Origin of the sequence: Methylobacterium sp. J-088 (genome assembly GCF_022829295.1) — a bacterium.
Lineage (GTDB): Bacteria > Pseudomonadota > Alphaproteobacteria > Rhizobiales > Beijerinckiaceae > Methylobacterium.
In genome coordinates this window covers 1-17,345 of the sequence record NZ_JAKSYH010000038.1, presented here as the reverse complement: position 1 = coordinate 17,345, position 17,345 = coordinate 1, and the positions used below count along the sequence as shown (strand labels likewise).

The window sequence follows — 17,345 nt, the reverse complement described above, 5'->3', positions numbered from 1 at the left end:
TCGTGACGAACTACTGATCGTCGCGAGATTCTACTCACTCAGGACAGCGCAGGTCTGCATCGAAAGCTGGCGACGTCACAACACCGGCGTGCGACGGCATGCCGCGTTGGGATACCGGCCGCCGGCCCCGCAGGTTTTCTTGCCAGCCTTCTCCGCTTGGCCGGCTGCACTCGCCCGTCCAGCTCCGCCGGCCAGGCTACTCGCGGCGGAGCGGCCCACCGTGCACTCACTTTCCCCTTGGACCACCTCGTGGGGGCCGATCAGCCCGTGCCGGCCGCGCCGCAGCCGTCTTACCTACAGCTTGCCGACGCTGCGGCTCAGAACAGGGCGGCAACCGCACCGATGGGCCTTCCTGGGATCAATGGCGTGCAGCGCGGCCTTGACCCCGCTTTGCTGGCCCGCGCCCTCGGCAACAGGTACACGGCGCCGATCGCGCAAGCCGCGCTCTCGTCACAGTTCAAGTCGGGGGATGATTTCGGTTTCACGGCGGTTGGCGACCAGTTTTACCGCACGAACAAGCGTACTGGTGCGGTTGAACTCGTCCCCGGTGTGACGAAGCCGCAGACGACGACGATCAGCCAGGGCCAGACCTTGGTGGATCAGGTCACGGGGCGGCCGATCTTCGCGGCCCCCGCCAAGCCCGAGACCGTCGCCGAAGGCTCGCGGCTGGTTGACCCGAGCACCGGCCGGGAGGTCTATGCCGCGCCGAACAAGCCGGTTTCTGTTGCCCCTGGCGCCACGCTCTACGATCCGACCACGCGGCAGGGGATCTACACGGCTCCGGAGAAGTCCGGCGCGCCGTCGTTCGTGCAGATGAACGGGCGCCTCGTCATGGCGGACCCTGACACCGGCACGACCCGTGATGTCACGCCGGCCGACATGCCTCAGGGGTTCCGCGCGGCCACGTCCGACGAGCGGGCCGCCTACAAGGTCAAGGACGACGTTCCGCTATTCATCGGCCCGGATGGCAAGCCGCAGACGCTCGCGGGCCAGGTGATCAACGTGAACACGGGCGAGAAGGCGCAGGAACAGGCGATCGGGGCCGACTACGGCAAGCGTTTCGCCGAGATGAACCGGGCGGGCGCGGCGGCAACCGGCCAGCTCTCGACCATCGGGGCCATGGAACGGGCCATGAATGCGCCGGGCTTCTACAGCGGCTCCGGCGGCGCGGCGCACCTCGCCTTCAATCGCGGGCTGGTCTCGCTCGGGGTCAAGGACTCGAAGGCTGCCGCGCCGGGCGAACTGTTCGACGCGCTGTCCAACAAGGTCATCCTCGACGGGTTGGGCGGCTCGCTCGGGGCCGGCATCTCAAACGGCGACCGTGATTTCATCCAGCGCACCGCGCCGGATCTCGCCAAGACCCCGCAGGGCAACGCGCAGCTTCTAACCTATGCTCGCGCCCTTGCGCAGCGTCAGCAGGACGTGGCGAAGTTCGCCCGCGAATACTACAAGAACAACGGCCGCAAGCTGGATCCAGGGTTTGACGACGCGCTGGCGCAGTGGGCGGAAGCGAACCCGCTGACCCCTGGCGGCCGTCCGAGACAGGCGCCGGCCGCAGAGGCGCCGATGCCGCAGCAGGTACCTCCTGCGCCAGCGCCAGCCCCGCAGCAGGCGGCGCCCGGCGTCATGGACCTTGAAGCTGAAGCGCGGCGCCGGGGGCTTATTCGATGAGCGGTGGTCTCGCGGACATTTCCGACGCCAATCTGATGCAGATGCTCGCGGCGGCGCGCGCTGGGGGCAATCCGCCGTTCAACCCTGCGCCCGCAGCGCCTCCGGCCGGGGCATCGTTCACGGGCGACGCCGGCGCTCTGCCGATCCGCGTCCGGCCGAACAATGCCGGGAGCGTCCTCGCGGATCAGCCAGCCGGACCAGGCCTGTCGCACCTCAGCGATGACGACCTGATGAGCCAGCTTGCTGCGGCTCGGAAGGCTGCGACTCCTACACCCGCCGGTCCGGTCACGCGCGAGGATTTTGCGGGGCGCATTGCTGGCGACGGCTCGGATCAGCAGATCTTTGCCTCGAACACGGCCGCGCAGGACACGCCTCTCGGTCACGGCCTGCGGGCACGGGCAGATGAGCAACTTGTCGGGCCGCCGTCCGCTAGGAACGCCACGCTGGCCGCGCTCTACAATGCGGGCTCCGGCGCCAGCCTCAACCTCGCAGGTAATGCTGCGGCGGGTATCGCGACCATCGCGGGTAAGTTTGGCGCCGAGGGGTACAGCCCCGACTTCGCGGCGAACCGGACCCGGTTTGACGATCAGCGCGCGGCGTTCGCTCGGCAGCATCCAGTGGCTGGAGGTGTCGGCACTGCTGCGGGCATCGTCGGTGGTGGGCTCGCCCTACCGGGTCTCGCTGGTGCGCCGGCTGCCTCTCTCGCTGGCCGGGTCGGTCAGGCTATGGTGACGGGCGCAGGTTACGGCGGCCTATCGGAGGCTTTCGACAGCGGCGATGCGGCGCGCGCGGGGGCTGCTAGTCTTGCTGGTGGCGCGGCGGGTGCCACTCTCGGCTATGGCATTGAGAAGTTGCTGCCGGTGGTCGCTCCGGTGGTCTCGCGCCTCCTGGGGCGCGGCGTGCCGTTTCGCGATGCTGCTGGCAACGTGACTGCTGAGGGTCAGGCGGCGCTTCGAGAAGTCGGGGTCGACGCCGCGCAGATCCCGCAGGATGTCATGGCTCAGATCGAGCAGGCGTTCGCGACAAAGGGGGCGTCGCCTGCTGTTGCGCGCGAGGCTCTGGCCGGTGAGTTCAACATCCCGCTAAGCCGAGCACAGGCGACGCTCGACCCTCGCGCGGCGACGCTTGAACAGGCGGCGGCCGGCGGCACCCGTGGTGCCAAGGCGCAGGAGATCGCACAGAACTTCACGGCCCGGCAGAACGCGGCCTTCGACGCGGCTCGTGGCGACATCCAGGGCATGGCCGCACGTGGCACGCCTATTCTGGAAAACCCGGCCGCAGCTTCGGAAGCGATATCGGATCGTGCGCGGCAGGCCGTGGCCGACAACACGTTCAGCGTGGCGGCGGCGCAGCGTGCCGAGGATGAGGCCCTGCGTGCAGCTCGTGGCCGCGGGACCGGCGATGCCCTCGACGCCGCGACGGCGGCACAGGCTGGGATCCGTGAGGCCGCAGGGCAGAGCCGGCAAGGATATCGCGACGCCTATTCCGCCGTGGGTGCAATCCCCGGCGAGTTCCGACCCGGTGCCTTTGACCGGGTGGGCGAGCGTGCGCGCGCCGATCTTGGGCCGAGTGTGCCGATTGACCCGGTGGTGACGCCGCAGACCGCAAAGGCCCTCGAAGATCTCGACAACCTGCCGCGGCTTCTCGCCAAGCCTGACGGCTCCGGCCCTACGCCGGCCGATGCCGAGACGTTCCGGCGGCGTCTGCTGGCTCGCCGCTCGGCCGTGGATCCGCGCAACGCGACAGACCGGATGGGCGTCGATAGCGCGATCCGAACCTACACGAACCACCTGGAAGGCGCCGAGGGGGCAGGGCTGTTCGGTCCTCGGCAGGCCGCAGGAGCGCCAAATTCGGCCGCTGACGGCTTCCCCGGCATGATGGCTACTCCTGCCGGCCCCGCTGCCGCTCCTGCCGCTAGCGGGGCTGCTACGCGCGCGGGCGAGCCTGAAACGCTGACGCGCTTCCTCGGTCGATCCGGCGGGATCCCGCTTGATGCAGAGGCTCGGGCCGCGGATCTACATCGAGCCTACACCCCGGGGCAGGGCACGCTTGCCCGCAACGATGCGCCGACATGGGATCAAATCAGGGTCCGGCTTAACGAGGAGGGCTTTCTGCCGCCCGGCATGGATGGCGCAGCTTCCTCACGCGACGTGGCGGATTGGGTTCGCAACGCGGTCCAGGCCGAACGGACCGGGGGGCGTCCAGTCGTGCGGATGGGCGAGGAGGGCGGGATCGGAGACCGCCGTGCCGCCGATAGTCTCGCGGGCGAGAATGCCGCCTATGCTGAGCGACTGGCACCCTTCCGGCAGCAGGTCGTCGATGATCTCGCGGCGTCTGGGATCCAGGCTCGCGACGTGAGCCCGGCACACTTGGATGACGCCGCAGGTCGTCTTTATCGGCGCGAGCACGAGACCGGCGCTGACGCTTTCGAGGCTGCCGTGATGGCACGCGACGGTGGAGCGGCTGGTCGTCCCGTCGTCTCGTCCTCCGACTTCGTGCCTTTCGACGGCCCGACCGCGCAGGCCGCGTCTTCGGCGCTGCCAGGTGGCTCAACCGAATTGGGTGACGCCCTGCGGAACGCTCGCGGCCTGTTCCGCCAGCATGTCCAGGCCTTCAAACCGCGCGGCCCTGGCGACGATGCCGGCCAGCTCATGCAGAAGATTGTCGAGCGCGACATGACGCCGGCCGAGATCGCGGCCAGCATGTTCGGCTCAGCGACGAGACCTGGTGAGCGCGGGTTGTCTGTTCGGTTCGCGAGCCGACTTCGCGAGGCTTTGGGCAGCGACAGCCCTGTCCTCGGGGCGGTTCAGCAGGGTCTCATCGCGCATGCCCTTGACGGCAACGGGACGGGTGATGTTGGCCGGCGCCTCGACGTGCTGTTGCGCAACGAGGGAAAGGCGGCTGCCAACGCGATCCTGACGCCGGATCAGCGCGGCGCCCTCGGGGCCTTTCGTGCAGCTCTGTACGAGACGGAACGGCGCCGGCAGGCCCTCCCCGATTGGCTGACAGGCTTGGCCCGGAAGGACTTCGACCCGAACGCGATCACGGCCGATCTGTTCGGTTCCGGGGTGCCGGGGGCTCGGGTCGGCTCGGCCTCCTACGCGCGGGCGCTCAAGGGCTTCTTGGGCGAGGGTAGCGAGGCATGGTCCAACGTGCGGCAGGCTGCTGTTTCGCGGCTGCTGCGGCCGGACGGTCGGGATCTGTCGCCCGTCCAAGAGGCTGACCGGATCCGCGCGTTCGTCCAAGGCGACGGCGCCAAGTTTGCTGAGCACCTGTTCGACGGTGAGGAGCGTGCCCGGCTGATGCGCTATGGGGCGGCCCTGCGCTCGACGGTTCTGCCGAACGGGCTGGCATCGCCGGATAGCGGGCGGCGCTCGACGGTGGCCCATCTGCTGAACGGGATCCTCGGGGCCGTGGCCTTCAAGGCTACCGGCTCGACGGCCGCAGCCGCAGCGCCGTTCACGGGCAAGGTCGGGCAGAGGGCTGTCATCGGCGGACCTGGCGCCTTCATGGCCTCGCGCTCGTTCTCAAGCGGTGCGCCGCAAGCTGTGGCGCCGCCTCCAACGATAGACCTTCAGCGGATTGGCAGCGGCGCTGGTGAGGCTGCTCGATATGCGTTGCCAGGAGGCTAGTTTGTCCCTGCCCCCCGTCCGACCCAGCCAGTCGCAGCGCAGATGATGTAGCCAGTCACGGCGAGTATGAGCGCCATCACAGCCCCCGTGTAGTCGGCCGAGCGGCCATTCATCTCCGCTTCCGTGTAATCGGCATGCGTTCTGTGAGATCCATCGTAGCGAAGCGCTCCAAGGCAAGCGGGGCGCCACTCCGACAGGATCGGCTCAGCATCTCGAACGACACCGACGCACGGCGCGAGCGGTTGAGCTGCCTTCCGGCTGCCATAGGCCAGCCAGCCCGCGAGGATCAGCAAAGGGATCGCGATCGCGAGCCCAAGGCGAGAAACTGCGAGCGACATGCCCGGCCGGCGACTGGGCCTCGCGTCTATCGTGTAGTGTCGGCCGCGTTCCATCCCCTCAAGATGGCGAGCGGTGCGGCAACTGTCGAGCCTCCCGCCATTGTCCATTCTGTCGAACGCCCACAGACCGTCACCGCATGGCTCGGCCCGTTCTACCGCCCGCGCGAATTCTCACGGGGTCGCTTCGGCCAAGGTCGCCCGCTGCCCCTCGGCAGCCTTCTTTCGGCTCCGCGGGCCTCGATTTTCCCAGATCTAGAACCTCAGTAGACGTGCTGGTTACGCTTTTGACCCCTCCCCCTTGAGAGGTAGGGCCGTGATGACCCTGCCTTTGCGAGGGGGGTAGCTGTTCGCGACCCCCTTTCCGCGCTAGCCGGATCCAGGCCAGCCACTCCGGGCTGATGATGCGAACCACGTTCGTGTCGTTGCGGAAGCCGGTGATCTGGCGCTCCTCGACGCTCAGGAGCCCGAACTGCCGCGCCTCGCGGATCGCGTTCTTCACGGTCGAGCGGCACACGCCGGTGACAGCGGCCATGTTCTCGATCGACAGGCGGCAGTCCTTCCGGCGCACCGTCTCGGCCGCCACGAGGGCGAGAACCGCCTGCTCGGCCAGCGTGAACCGGGCCGCAATGCCCGGCGGGAGGCGCCCCGAGGCTGCCCAGCGGCGGCGGCGCTCCATTGAGGCATCCGTGCGTGGCCTGGACCCGATGCCCGGCCTCTTGGGGCTGCTCTGGTGATCCTGCGGGGTGTCGGTCAGCGGCAAACCCGCCAACGTGGCGCTTTTGACCTGCCGCGACTCGATCAGGCCGGACAACGCTTCGGCCTCGGCCTCTGTCACCTGCCCTTCCCCGTAGGCGTGCCAGAGCAACGCTGTGACAGTCGGCAACGCGGCGCGCGGAGCCACCTCCACCTGTCGGCGGATCTCATTGGCATAGGTCATCGTTCACGGTCCCTCACGGGCCGCGGTCGGATCCGGGCAAGCCTTCCCTGTTGCCGGAATTGCCGTTCCGGCTTGACTCCCGGTGGGGAGCTATGGCTTGTGAGGGGTATTCGGTACGCGCCTCACAGCGCCTCAGGTTTTCAGCAGCCTCTTCCTTGCCGGGAAGGGGCTGTTGGCTTTTCAGGGTCTATCTCGCGGCGATCTCTCCTGAATGGCGGCCACGACTCGCCAGGGGCTGCCGGGCCGGAACGGTCCATGTCGGCTGGGCGGCACGGTTAAGTCAACGTTGGGAGCCCGACGATGACCGAGCTTGAGAGAGTCGAGGGCGACATCGCCACGCTGCGGGGAAGCATCCGGATCGCGCAGTTGGCGTTGGCCGACCCCAGCCTACCGGCAGACGACAGGATCCGCTGGCAGGCCAGCATCGACCTCTACGAACAGCACCTGTGCGAGCTTCTGGCGGTGCAAGACGATCTGCGGTCTCTCGCAGAGGATTAAGGGCGACAGCTTAGGGCCGCCCCATCCGGTGCTATGCTCCCTTCGGACCACCCACCTCACCGCCGTCGATCTCAGGTCGTATTGCCCTCTTCAATACGGGACTGTAAGCGACCTTCGTGCTGGTGGATTTAGGAGATCGTGGCGATGAAGACCCCGCTCGCTCTGCGGATCGATCCAGAGGTGCTGGCCGCTGCTCGCGAGTGCGCGCGTCAGGACAATCGCACGCTCACCAATTTCATTGAGACCGCGCTGCGCCAACGCATCGCCGAGACGACGTCAGCCCTCGTCGCACGCGGACGGGACTGCACCCAGCAGAGCAGGGAACGACCGCGTGACCTCTGAACACACCACAGCGTCCCTGCCGAAGGCGCGCACCGGCATCGACGGGTTCGACGACGTCACCTTCGGCGGTCTGCCCGCGGGCCGGCCTTCTCTCGTCTGTGGTGCCGCCGGCTGCGGCAAGACGCTGTTTGCCACCACCTTCCTCGTGAATGGCGCCACACTCTACGACGAGCCCGGCGTGTTCATGAGCTTCGAGGAGCGCGCAGACGACCTCTCCGCCAACGTCGCCTCGCTAGGCTACGACCTCGACGGCCTAGTGGCGGCGGGCAAGATCGCTGTCGATCACGTCAAGGTCGAGCGCAGTGAGATCGAAGAGACCGGCGAGTACGACCTCGAAGGCTTGTTCATCCGCCTCGGCTACGCCGTCGACACGATCAAGGCCAAGCGGGTGGTGCTCGACACGATCGAGACCCTGTTCGCGGGTCTGAGCGACGCGGCTGTACTGCGCTCCGAGCTGCGCCGCCTGTTCGGCTGGCTCAAGGAGCGCGGGCTGACCGCGATCATCACTGGCGAGCGCGGCGAGGGGCAGCTCACCCGTCAGGGCCTGGAAGAGTACGTCTCGGACTGTGTCGTGCTGCTCGACAACCGTGTCGAGGATCAGATCACAACCCGCCGCCTGCGCATCGTCAAGTACCGCGGCTCGGCCCACGGCACCAACGAGTACCCGTTCCTGATCGATGAGCAAGGCATCAGCGTCCTGCCGGTGACGGCCGCCGACCTAAGCTACAAGGTGTCGGATGAGATCGTCTCGACCGGGGTCGAGAGCCTGGACGCGATGTTCGGCCCCGGTGGCCTGTTCCGCGGCTCCAGCGTGCTGATCTCCGGTTCGGCCGGCACCGGCAAGACGACGATCAGCAGCCACACGATCGACGCCGCCTGCGCCCACGGCGAGCGCTGCATGTCCTTCGTGTTCGAGGAGAGCGGCGAACAGATCTGCCGCAACGCCCACTCGGTCGGGCTCGATCTCCGGCGCCACCTCGACACTGGCCTGTTGCGCTTTGAGGCGGCTCGGCCGAGCCTTTACGGATTGGAGATGCATCTCGCCCGGATGCACCGGGACATCGAGCAGTTCAGGCCGAGCGTCGTCGTGATCGATCCGATCTCAGCCCTGCGCGGACCTGAGGTCGAGCTGCAGGCGACACTGTTGCGCATGGTGGACATGCTCAAGGCCCGCGGCATCACCGCGGTGTTCACCAGCCTGCGCACTGACGGCGCATTCGGACAATCAAGCGATCTGGGCCTATCCTCCCTGATGGACGTGTGGATCAAGCTCCAGGACGTCGAGGCCAACGGCGAGCGCTCGCGCACGCTCTACGTGATCAAGGCCCGAGGCATGAGCCATTCGAACCAGGTGCGCGAGTTCCAGATGTCGGCGGCCGGGCTGAAGCTCGTGGACGCCTACATTGGCCCGGCCGGGGTTCTGACCGGGACCGCGCGCATCGTGCAGGAGGCGCAGGAAGAGGCCGCCGCGCTGCGTCGTCAGCAGGACAGCGAGCGGCGCAAGCGGGACGTGACCCGGCGGCGGCAGTCGATCGAGCGTCAGATCGCCGAGCTACGGGACAGCCTAGAAACCGCAGAGGAGGAGGAGACGCTGCTCCTCGACGAAGATACCCAGCGCGAGACGTTGCTGACGATCGAGCGCACCGACATCGCCCGTCGCCGGAGCGCAGCGGAATGAGCGAGCAGATTTCACACGCCGGCGATCCCATCTCGGAAGAAGACGGTGATCCGGGGCAATATCATCTTCGCCTCTACGTGGCCGGCCAGACACAGAAGTCGATGGCTGCTTTAGCCAACCTCAAGCGCGTGTGTGAGCAGCACCTCGCCGGCCGCTACGACATTGAGGTGGTCGATCTGCTGAAGAACCCGCAACTTGCCGCGGGCGACCAGATCCTGGCGATCCCGACCCTGGTCCGCCGGTTGCCCGCCCCGCTCAAGCGGATCATCGGCGACCTGTCGAACACCGAGAAGGTGCTGGTCGGCCTCGACATCCGCCCGCGCGATCCGTCCGCGCCGGGCAAGCCTTGAGCGGTGGCGGGGCAAACGCCCCAGACCCGGCCGAGTACCAGCTGCGCCTCTTCATCGCCGGCACGAGCCCACGCTCGCAGCGTACGATTGAGAACCTGCGCCGGATCTGCCGCGAGCACCTCGCTGACCGCCACAGCCTCGTAATCGTCGACATCTATCAGCAGCCAGAGCTTGCCGAGGCCGCTCAGGTTGTGGCAGCGCCGACCCTGCTCAAATTGACCCCCGAGCCCTTGCGCCGGATCGTCGGCGACCTCTCGGACGAGGCTCGCGTGCTGCGCGGGCTGGGTGTCTACCCACTCCCCAGAGGCGACGATGGATCCAGTATCTGACCGGGTCGCCCTCGCCGCGGCTCAGGCCCGCATCCGCGAGCTTGAAGCCAAACTGGAGGAGAGCGAGGAAACGCTCGGCGCGATCCAGCGGGGCGATTTCGACGCTGTCGTCGTCCAGGGACCCGGCGGAGAGCGGCAGGTCTACACGCTGGAGAACGCCGACCGACCCTACCGTGTGTTGATCGAGCAGATCCAGGAGGGTGCGTTCACGCTCGGTGCAGACGGGGTGCTGTTGTACGGCAACCCCCGGATCGCGGTGATGCTCGCGAGCATCCCGGAACAGCTGATCGGGCGGCCGCTGTATGACTTCATCGACGCGAAGGAGCGTCCGGTGCTGGCGCGGCTGTTGGAGGAGGCCGACAGGGCAGGCACGGCTCGTGGCGAGGTCCGCCTCCGGTCGGCCGCCGGATCACGCCTGCCAGCGCACGTGTCGCTGAGCCGCCTGCAGCGCGGTGACGGCGCCGCCCTGCTATGCGGCGTCCTCACCGACCTGACCGAACAGCGGCAACATCTGCACGAGCTGGCCGAGGCCAACGCCCGGCTGAAGGCAGAGGGCGAGGAGCGCGAGCGGATCGAGGAGGCGCTACGGCAGGCGCAGAAAATGGAGGCGATCGGCCAACTCACGGGCGGTCTTGCGCACGACTTCAACAACCTCCTCGCGGGCATCTCCGGATCGCTGGAGCTGATACAGACCCGGATGCAGCAGGGTCGGTTCAACGATGTCGAGCGATATATGGCGGCCGCGCAGGGGGCCTCGAAGCGCGCCGCCGCCCTGACGCACCGCCTACTCGCTTTCTCCCGACGCCAGACGCTGGCCCCCAAGCCGACCGACGTGAACCGGCTCGTCTACGGCATGCAGGAGATGATCCAGCGCACGGTCGGCCCCGGCATCTTGGTCGAGATGGTCGGTGCATCAGGTCTTTGGACCGCGCTGGTGGATCCGCCGCAACTTGAGAACGCGCTGCTGAACCTCTGCATCAACGCCCGCGACGCCATGCCGGACGGCGGGCGCATCACGGTCGAGACCCATAACAAGTGGATCGACGAACGCGCATCTCACAAACTCGATATGCCTGAGGGGCAGTACCTCTCGGTGTGCGTGACAGACATCGGCACCGGCATGCCTCCCGAGGTGATCGCCCGGGTGTTCGAGCCGTTCTTCACGACCAAGCCCATCGGCGAGGGCACGGGGCTCGGGCTCAGCATGATCTACGGGTTTGCCCAGCAATCCGGCGGGCAGGTGCGCATTTACTCTGAGGTTGGCCAGGGCTCGACCATCTGCATCTACCTCCCGCGCCACTACGGCGAAGCGACCGACGAGGACGGCGCGATCAAACTCGACGTGCTGCCGCGGTCTGAGCAGGGGGCGACGGTGCTGGTCGTAGACGACGAGCCGACTGTGCGCATGCTGATCACCGACATCCTGGAGGACCTCGGTTGCCTCGCGATCGAGGCGGGTGATAGCGCGGCGGGGTTGAAGATCCTGCAATCGGATGTGCGCATCGACCTGTTGGTGACGGATGTAGGCCTGCCGGGGGGTATGAACGGGCGCCAGATGGCTGATGCGGGTCGCGTGTCCCGCCCGGACCTCAAGGTAATGTTCATCACCGGCTACGCGGAGAACGCGATCCTGGGCAACGGGCGCCTCGCGCCGGGGATGACGGTGATGACGAAGCCGTTCGCGATGCATGAGATGGCGGCCCGCATCCGCTCGCTGATCGAGGCAGGTGGGGAAGCCAAGCGGTAGCGTCCGAGCGACAGGATCGTCTGCTTCAAGGTGCATACCGGACACTCCTTGGAGTTACCGGACTTCCGGTGTCCAACTGCATCACGCCCGCTCCAGCAGGTCTACGAGAAACGTGCCGGCAGCCGTGATGTCGTTCACCTCGGACCGAACTGCTCACGTCGCCCTAATTCCCCGACGCCGTTAACCTGGGCTTCGCGAGCGACGCGTACCGTTCGGAGGATTTACTGCATCAACGTGAGACTGCCATGCCGACGAACACCAAGCACAAGAAGAGCCTTGGTGTCTTTGGCGTCACAGCGGCCGACATGACGATGTTGCGCACGCATGCAGGCGTCGTTAGGCAGATAATGCCTGCGCTGCTCAGCAAACTGCAAGACACGTTCGCGAAGTGGCCAGAAATTGATCCGGCCCTGCAGGCCCCAGAGGTCTATGCGGCACGCCTCGCCCACTGGACGCTCGTGGCCACGGGCGAAATCGGATCGGAGTTCGACACATCCGTGGAACGCTTGGCCACGGCATTCCACCGTCACAAAGTGCCAGCGTACGCCATCGTCATCTGCCACTCGGTCGTGTCACGCGCGCTTATTGCCGAACTCGGTCTCTCGAACCCGATTGATGATAGGTTCGGATCGCCCGGCAGGATGAAGCAGCTACGCGAGCAGAGCGCTCTCGCCGGCGTAATCAGCCGATTGGCATGGTTCGATCTTGAGCTTTTGCTGGAGACATACGCGCGCGTTGAGGATGAACGCCGGAGCGAAATCGCGACTCAGCTTGAAGGCTTCCAGCAACAGGTTCAGGCTATAGTCACGAGCGTGGCGCAGGGTGCCGATACGGTCAGCAGCCGTGCTGTGACGACGGTGAAGGCAACAACTGATACCACCAGATTGGCTCAGACCGTCATGGGTGCCTCTCAAGAGGCTTCCCAGAACGTGGATGGGGTCGCAGCCGCGGCAGAGGAGCTGTCAGCCTCCTTGAGCGAAGTCTCGCAGCAGGTCACGCGGGCCGCTGAGATCGCACAGGCTGCCAATCTGGCCGCCCACCAAACCGATACGACAGTTCAGAGCCTGTCAGGCTCTGCCGCTAAGATTGGCGATGTCGTCTCGCTCATCTCTTCGATCGCCTCCCAGACCAACCTACTAGCGCTAAACGCAACCATCGAGGCCGCACGGGCCGGAGAGGCGGGCCGCGGCTTCGCAGTGGTGGCCGCCGAGGTCAAGGATCTGGCCGGTCAAACCGCGAAGGCCACCTCAGAGATCTCGGCTCAGGTGGCAGCTATGCAGGGTGCGACCAGTTCGGCGGTCGCAGCGATCGAACGCATCGCCGCCATGATCGGGGAGATGGATCAGGTTGCAGCCACGATGGCCGCCGCAGTCGATCAGCAGCGCGCCGCTACGCATGAGATCGCGGGCAACGTCAGCCGGGCGGCCTCCGGAACGCAAGAGGTTGCTGGCAGCATCACCGGAGTCAGCGATGCAGCTCGGACAGCAGGTAGCGCCGCCAGCGAAATGCAGGGCATCGCGCGTGACCTCGCTAACCAGGCTGCCAAGCTTGAGCAGGCGATGACGACGCTCGTGACGCGTAGCAAAGTGGCTTGATGGCGAGTGTTGAGTACGCACTGATCGGCATCAGCGCATCCCCGCGAGGTCGAGGAGGGCCGCGCCAGCCGCCGCGATGACGTTCCCGCGGCCGCCCCAGCGCAGGGGCTCTACCTCGATCACGGTGGCCACCTCCGGCAAGAAGGCGGTGGGAGCCTCTGCCTCGCGGTCCTGGTCGTTGCCCCGCATCCAGACCACCTGACTGCCGGTGTGGTTCTCGGGCGCCGCCAGGGACGGCTCCGCGTCCCCACCGCCCTCCAGGTCCGCGTCGCCGTCCAAGTGGTCCAGCACAGCGATGATGCGGTCCGCGGCGTCCAGCGCGATCTGAGCCGCCTCCTCCAGGCTGGCGCGGAGTGCAGGGCCAGTCAGCGGCTCACTGGCAATGTTACCAGTGATCGGCTTTGGCCGCGGGGTGAATGTCAGGACATCGCCCATGGGTCAGGTCTCGGGATGTGATGGGAAGGCCCGGCGGGATCCGGCCGGGGCGGTACGCACGGCTACGAAGGGAAGGCTCAGCGCTTGTGCTGGGCGTTCAGCTCGTCGAGCAGGGCGGCATCGACCGGGCGGCCGTTCGTGTTCAGCTCGTGCCGGATGAGCACGCCCAGGCGCTCGTTGCGCTCGTCGGCGGTGGTCGCTGTGCGACCCCTGATCTCGGCCGCGATGCCGTTGAGCAAGGCGCTCGCCCGTTCATACTCGCGGTCCAGCACCTCGCCAGCCGGCGTGTGCCCGCTGTACCGATCGGCGGTGAAGCACGGGATCTCGCTGGCGCCCGTCAGGTGGTGGAACACGCTCTCCCATGTCTCGTAGAGGCGGGCGAGCTGGGGATGGTCGCAGCCGGACAGGTCGTGCGTTGCGCTACCGTTCGCCACGGCGCAGTCAGCCTCGAACGCCGCGGTGACGGCACCCATGATCTCCCGGAACAGGTAGGCCGGGCAGTCGGGATCCTGGACGCTGCTGCCGGTGAACAAGGCGACCTGGAACCGGGCGTAGTCGATGAGCGCGAGGCGACCGGCTTGGGTGGTCGGCGTAGTCCGCCACACCGTATTCCGTGCCTCGGTCTGCGCTTCCGTCAGCGCCCGCTCGCGCAGGAACCAGCGCGGTCGTGAGGTCGAGGCCGGATCCTCTCCAAACGCCTTCATCTCGGCCTCGGCGCGGTAGCTCTCGGCGACCGCGGCATGGATCGGGTCTGGTTCGAGTTCGGGCTCGGGATCCTCGCCGTCAGGATAAGCCAAGGCGTACAGTTCGCGCACGGATGTCCGTCGCTGCGCTTCAGCGAACTGTAGATCCCGGCGGGCGGTGATGACGAGAAGGTCGGCCAGCTCCGCGGCGGTCTTGGCGCGGGCGGCCGGCATCTCGCGGACCGTAAACCGGCTGAAGTCGCCGCGCTGCGCGGCCTTCACCCATTCCGTGGTCCAGAGCGTGAGGCTGTCGCCGATGCGCAGGGCCGCATACTCGGCCTCGGACAGGTTCGTCAGGCGGTCGAACTCGCTGCGCGCCCTGTCCCACGCCGCGATAGCCTCATCCGAACCGGGCGCGATCAGCGGGGTCTGCATCGCAGGTTGAGCCGTGAGGTTGAGGAGGTCGGATTTCAGGGCAGCCGCACGGCGCTTGAGCGACGGGGTAGCGTCGGTGCGACGGAACGGATTGGACAGCTTGAGTGCGGGCACGGGCGGCCTCCAAGGGTCAGAGGATGACAGGAGGCGCGACGGGGTGAGCGCCGCGCCGTGGCGGCGTCAGGCGCGATCTGCACGCGTGGAGGCGTGTTCGTGTTCGAGGCTGCCGGGATCGATGCCGGCGACGGTGGCTGCGCTGCGCAGCAGGTTCGGCCACGCGCCGCCTGTGTCCTTCCATGAGTAGCGGCCGATCACCCGAACCAGCGCGGCCATCCCCTCGGGGGTTGTGGCGACACGCCGGCCGATCTCGCGGTTGAGGTCTCGGAACTCGTCTTCCGCGACCCGGCGGGCTCGTTGAAGGCGCCGGTAATCCGTCGCAGCCTCAATTGCCTCTACCCGGACGTCGAAGGCGTCGGCGATCGGCAGCAGGCCCTTCCATCGACGGATCCGGCCGGGCGTCTTGCCGCCTCGGCCGAACATCGGGACGGCGCGCGCGATGGCGATACGCAGCGCCTTGCCGGTCCAGGCCTGCTCGGTGTGGCCTTCGGGTGTCCCCCAACCGAGAGCGACGTGCCGAAGGCTCACACCGAGCAGCGTCGGCCAACGCCAGCCGGCGCCGGTGCACATCCGATCGTCGCGGTTCGTGAACAGCTCGGACGGACAGGTGACGATGACGGCGTAAACTTGGTTGGAGGCGACGCCCCACGCCTCCCTCGCCGCTTCCTCAGCGTCGCGGGCTTCCAGCCACCGCTCGGCGAGCGCCAGCAGCTCGGCGTCAGGGTGCGGCTGAACGGAGGCCGGCGCGATGGGCGCAGCGAGCGCCGGCAGCGGTACGGCAGCAGCGACCGATCCGGCCACGATAGTCCGGCGGCTCAGGCTGCCGCGCAGCTCAGTGGCGCGATCACGCAGGGCGGCGCCTGGGTCTCGACGGATCAGCTTCTGCAGGGTGGTGCGCAGGGACATCGCGGGATCCTCAGATGAGGGGCGCGGGCAGCCGGCCCGCTCGGATTGCGGGCTGGAGTCAGAGCAGGGAGGCGAGGCCGGTCAGGACCATGCCGCCGCCGATGATGGCGACAGCGGCCAGCAGCTCGCCGGCGATGTCGAGGAAGCGCAGGGACCGGCTGTGCGCGGTGTCGGGGCGGACGGGCGCCACGGCCTGCCAGGGTTCGATCTCGCCCGGCACGGGCTCGTTGGGCAGGTTGAGGTAGCGGCCATCGGCCGAGAGGCGGCGGCGGCCCGTGCGGGCGCTATCGCTGCGGACCGGGGCGGGCTGGCTGAAATTCGGGATGCGGGCATAGGACATCGTTCGCGCTCCTAATGGGGCTCGTGGGGGTGGGCTTGGTGGTGGTTAAGGAGTGCGGCCGGGGCTCAGCCCGGCGCGGGCGTCAGCGCGTCGGCGCTTTGACGAAAGCGCGGGTCACGGGGTGACGCCAGCGCCGGGTGCGCTCGCACCACGTCGGGGCGAAAACATTCCCGGCCGGAATATTTACGGGCTCAAGGGCCACGCGGCGCAGGGTCGGCAGCTCGGGGAACCCGTTCTCCTCGATGTACGCGGCGAGGAACGCGGTCCCGGTGCAGAGGCCGGCGATGCTGAAGGCGGCGAGGGCGGCGAGCATAGGTGCGGCTCCTCAGTGCGCGGCCATGTGGCGGGCGAGCTTGGCGGACCGCCACGCGGCGGTGAGGCAGACGGACATCGCCTCGGCCCAGGTGCCGCCGAAGCGCTCCTGATGGGCATGGGCGGCCTTGGCGGCGGCCGACATGATGGCGGTGCGGTCGAACTTGCCGGCGGCGTAGAGCGGACGGCGGGTGGTGCGCACCGTCATGTCGATGCGGGCCGTGGCGGACAGGAGGCCGGCGGGGATCGTAGGGCGGCTGTCGTGCAGCGAGCGTGAGATCCGGTTCCAGGAGACAGTGCGGTGAGCCATGGCTAAGCCCTCGAACTAGGGAACAGCCATAGGTTTAGCAGGTGCCTGGGGCCTGTCAATAGACCTATGGCTCAGCCATTGAGTTTTTCGGTCCGCGCTCGTATTATTCCGGTCGGAGATTGTGCCCGATGCCTCAGCAACCGATCCGCCTCACGCCTCGGCTCTGCCGTGCTGCGCGTGCCATGTTGGGATGGCGGCAGGCGGATCTGTTCGAGGCATCGAAGGTGCCGGCCCCGACGATTGAGGCGTTCGAGGCGAAGCCCGAAAGCGCGCGCATGATGGGCGCGAACATGCGGGCCGTAATCGCGGCGTTCGAGGCGGCAGGTCTCGAATTCATTCCCGAGAACGGCGGCGGCGCCGGGATCCGGTTCCGGGAGCGGAAGGGAACGAGCGAATAATCGACCCTCACTTTGAACGGTCCTTTTCCTGGTTTTAGCGGGATCCTCGAGCGCCCGCGTCAACTCATCCGCTTGAACAATGTCGGTTTGGCGCGACCTGCCTGGGCATTCGGACCGATAGGATCGGATCTACAACCCCAAGGATTAAAGCGTGAGCAACGTAAAGCAGGCGATGGACACCTACTTGAACGGATTGCGTAACCAGCATGCGGTCGAGACCCAGGCTATCGGCACCATTCAGAACGAACTGCCGCGGATGAAGGCCTACCCAGAGCTGCATTCCAAGATGGAG

At 67.3% G+C, this 17,345-nt stretch carries 17 protein-coding genes and 1 pseudogene; 11 read left to right on the top strand and 7 right to left on the bottom strand.

The genetic code is table 11. The annotated features are described in order from the left end of the window. From MKK63_RS32160 to MKK63_RS03480, 3 genes and pseudogenes are all read left to right on the top strand, one after another. Nucleotides 1-226, top strand: a pseudogene (locus MKK63_RS32160) (integrase core domain-containing protein); the annotation flags it as partial. Nucleotides 227-366: 140 nt separating this feature from the next. Continuing rightward, nucleotides 367-1,671, top strand: coding sequence for a hypothetical protein (locus MKK63_RS03485; protein WP_243998746.1), 1,305 nt, complete (start codon nucleotides 367-369; stop codon nucleotides 1,669-1,671). Further along, on the top strand, nucleotides 1,668-5,303 hold the full coding sequence (locus MKK63_RS03480; protein WP_243998744.1) for a hypothetical protein: 3,636 nt from the start codon (nucleotides 1,668-1,670) through the stop codon (nucleotides 5,301-5,303). Before MKK63_RS03485 ends, MKK63_RS03480 begins: the two co-directional genes overlap by 4 nt. Nucleotides 5,304-5,771: 468 nt before the next feature. On the opposite strand, the gene MKK63_RS03475 is transcribed toward MKK63_RS03480, so the two are convergent. Next, a complete protein-coding gene (locus MKK63_RS03475; protein WP_243998743.1) occupies nucleotides 5,772-6,578 on the bottom strand; it encodes a helix-turn-helix domain-containing protein in 807 nt (268 codons plus the stop codon). Nucleotides 6,579-6,878: 300 nt separating this feature from the next. Here MKK63_RS03475 and MKK63_RS03470 point away from each other — a divergent pair, with 300 nt between their 5' ends. The 7 genes from MKK63_RS03470 to MKK63_RS03440 all read left to right on the top strand — a co-directional run bounded on the left by MKK63_RS03470 (nucleotide 6,879) and on the right by MKK63_RS03440 (nucleotide 13,117). Next, a complete protein-coding gene (locus MKK63_RS03470) occupies nucleotides 6,879-7,076 on the top strand; it encodes a hypothetical protein (RefSeq protein ID WP_243998741.1) in 198 nt (65 codons plus the stop codon). A 144-nt stretch (nucleotides 7,077-7,220) separates the two neighbouring features. Further along, on the top strand, nucleotides 7,221-7,418 hold the full coding sequence (locus tag MKK63_RS03465) for a YlcI/YnfO family protein (protein ID WP_243998739.1): 198 nt from the start codon (nucleotides 7,221-7,223) through the stop codon (nucleotides 7,416-7,418). After that, nucleotides 7,408-9,096, top strand: a complete 1,689-nt coding sequence (gene kaiC / locus MKK63_RS03460; protein ID WP_243998737.1) for a circadian clock protein KaiC — start codon at nucleotides 7,408-7,410, stop codon at nucleotides 9,094-9,096. Before MKK63_RS03465 ends, kaiC begins: the two co-directional genes overlap by 11 nt. Then, nucleotides 9,093-9,446, top strand: a complete 354-nt coding sequence (locus tag MKK63_RS03455; protein WP_243998735.1) for a circadian clock KaiB family protein — start codon at nucleotides 9,093-9,095, stop codon at nucleotides 9,444-9,446. Before kaiC ends, MKK63_RS03455 begins: the two co-directional genes overlap by 4 nt. Next, nucleotides 9,443-9,775: a circadian clock KaiB family protein gene (locus MKK63_RS03450; protein WP_243998733.1), complete on the top strand. Its 333-nt coding sequence runs from the start codon at nucleotides 9,443-9,445 to the stop codon at nucleotides 9,773-9,775. The genes MKK63_RS03455 and MKK63_RS03450 overlap by 4 nt, the downstream gene beginning before the upstream one ends. Beyond that, the gene (locus MKK63_RS03445) at nucleotides 9,759-11,522 is read left to right on the top strand and encodes a PAS domain-containing hybrid sensor histidine kinase/response regulator (protein ID WP_243998731.1); all 1,764 of its coding nucleotides are present in this window, start codon (nucleotides 9,759-9,761) and stop codon (nucleotides 11,520-11,522) included. The genes MKK63_RS03450 and MKK63_RS03445 overlap by 17 nt, the downstream gene beginning before the upstream one ends. A gap of 245 nt (nucleotides 11,523-11,767) precedes the next feature. Beyond that, nucleotides 11,768-13,117 (top strand): globin-coupled sensor protein, encoded by a 1,350-nt coding sequence (locus MKK63_RS03440; protein WP_243998729.1) that lies wholly within the window; start codon nucleotides 11,768-11,770, stop codon nucleotides 13,115-13,117. A gap of 30 nt (nucleotides 13,118-13,147) precedes the next feature. Here the strand turns inward: MKK63_RS03440 and MKK63_RS03435 are convergent, their stop codons facing one another. The 6 genes from MKK63_RS03435 to MKK63_RS03410 form a co-directional block, all read right to left on the bottom strand. Then, nucleotides 13,148-13,552 carry a hypothetical protein gene (locus MKK63_RS03435; protein ID WP_243998727.1) on the bottom strand — a complete coding sequence of 135 codons (405 nt, stop codon included), beginning with the start codon at nucleotides 13,550-13,552 and terminating at the stop codon, nucleotides 13,148-13,150. Nucleotides 13,553-13,629: 77 nt separating this feature from the next. After that, a complete protein-coding gene (locus MKK63_RS03430; protein ID WP_243998725.1) occupies nucleotides 13,630-14,784 on the bottom strand; it encodes a hypothetical protein in 1,155 nt (384 codons plus the stop codon). Between the two features lie 66 nt (nucleotides 14,785-14,850). Next, nucleotides 14,851-15,693, bottom strand: coding sequence for a hypothetical protein (locus MKK63_RS03425; protein ID WP_243998723.1), 843 nt, complete (start codon nucleotides 15,691-15,693; stop codon nucleotides 14,851-14,853). Between the two features lie 58 nt (nucleotides 15,694-15,751). Further along, nucleotides 15,752-16,033 (bottom strand): hypothetical protein, encoded by a 282-nt coding sequence (locus MKK63_RS03420; RefSeq protein WP_243998721.1) that lies wholly within the window; start codon nucleotides 16,031-16,033, stop codon nucleotides 15,752-15,754. A gap of 82 nt (nucleotides 16,034-16,115) precedes the next feature. After that, nucleotides 16,116-16,346 (bottom strand): hypothetical protein, encoded by a 231-nt coding sequence (locus tag MKK63_RS03415; RefSeq protein WP_243998719.1) that lies wholly within the window; start codon nucleotides 16,344-16,346, stop codon nucleotides 16,116-16,118. A gap of 12 nt (nucleotides 16,347-16,358) precedes the next feature. Then, nucleotides 16,359-16,655: a hypothetical protein gene (locus MKK63_RS03410; RefSeq protein WP_243998717.1), complete on the bottom strand. Its 297-nt coding sequence runs from the start codon at nucleotides 16,653-16,655 to the stop codon at nucleotides 16,359-16,361. A gap of 128 nt (nucleotides 16,656-16,783) precedes the next feature. Here MKK63_RS03410 and MKK63_RS03405 point away from each other — a divergent pair, with 128 nt between their 5' ends. Next, nucleotides 16,784-17,053, top strand: a complete 270-nt coding sequence (locus tag MKK63_RS03405; RefSeq protein WP_243998714.1) for an XRE family transcriptional regulator — start codon at nucleotides 16,784-16,786, stop codon at nucleotides 17,051-17,053. Nucleotides 17,054-17,345 lie beyond the last annotated feature (292 nt).

What these genes read in the sequence shown, in the direction of transcription:
- MKK63_RS03435 (WP_243998727.1), bottom strand. Translation starts at nt 13,552, where the DNA reads ATGGGCGATGTCCTGACATTCACCCCGCGGCCAAAGCCGATCACTGGT.
- MKK63_RS03475 (WP_243998743.1), bottom strand. Translation starts at nt 6,578, where the DNA reads ATGACCTATGCCAATGAGATCCGCCGACAGGTGGAGGTGGCTCCGCGC.
- MKK63_RS03420 (WP_243998721.1), bottom strand. Translation starts at nt 16,033, where the DNA reads ATGTCCTATGCCCGCATCCCGAATTTCAGCCAGCCCGCCCCGGTCCGC.
- MKK63_RS03440 (WP_243998729.1), top strand. Translation starts at nt 11,768, where the DNA reads ATGCCGACGAACACCAAGCACAAGAAGAGCCTTGGTGTCTTTGGCGTC.
- MKK63_RS03425 (WP_243998723.1), bottom strand. Translation starts at nt 15,693, where the DNA reads ATGTCCCTGCGCACCACCCTGCAGAAGCTGATCCGTCGAGACCCAGGC.
- MKK63_RS03410 (WP_243998717.1), bottom strand. Translation starts at nt 16,655, where the DNA reads ATGGCTCACCGCACTGTCTCCTGGAACCGGATCTCACGCTCGCTGCAC.
- MKK63_RS03465 (WP_243998739.1), top strand. Translation starts at nt 7,221, where the DNA reads ATGAAGACCCCGCTCGCTCTGCGGATCGATCCAGAGGTGCTGGCCGCT.
- MKK63_RS03455 (WP_243998735.1), top strand. Translation starts at nt 9,093, where the DNA reads ATGAGCGAGCAGATTTCACACGCCGGCGATCCCATCTCGGAAGAAGAC.
- MKK63_RS03415 (WP_243998719.1), bottom strand. Translation starts at nt 16,346, where the DNA reads ATGCTCGCCGCCCTCGCCGCCTTCAGCATCGCCGGCCTCTGCACCGGG.
- MKK63_RS03405 (WP_243998714.1), top strand. Translation starts at nt 16,784, where the DNA reads ATGCCTCAGCAACCGATCCGCCTCACGCCTCGGCTCTGCCGTGCTGCG.
- MKK63_RS03445 (WP_243998731.1), top strand. Translation starts at nt 9,759, where the DNA reads ATGGATCCAGTATCTGACCGGGTCGCCCTCGCCGCGGCTCAGGCCCGC.
- MKK63_RS03480 (WP_243998744.1), top strand. Translation starts at nt 1,668, where the DNA reads ATGAGCGGTGGTCTCGCGGACATTTCCGACGCCAATCTGATGCAGATG.
- MKK63_RS03470 (WP_243998741.1), top strand. Translation starts at nt 6,879, where the DNA reads ATGACCGAGCTTGAGAGAGTCGAGGGCGACATCGCCACGCTGCGGGGA.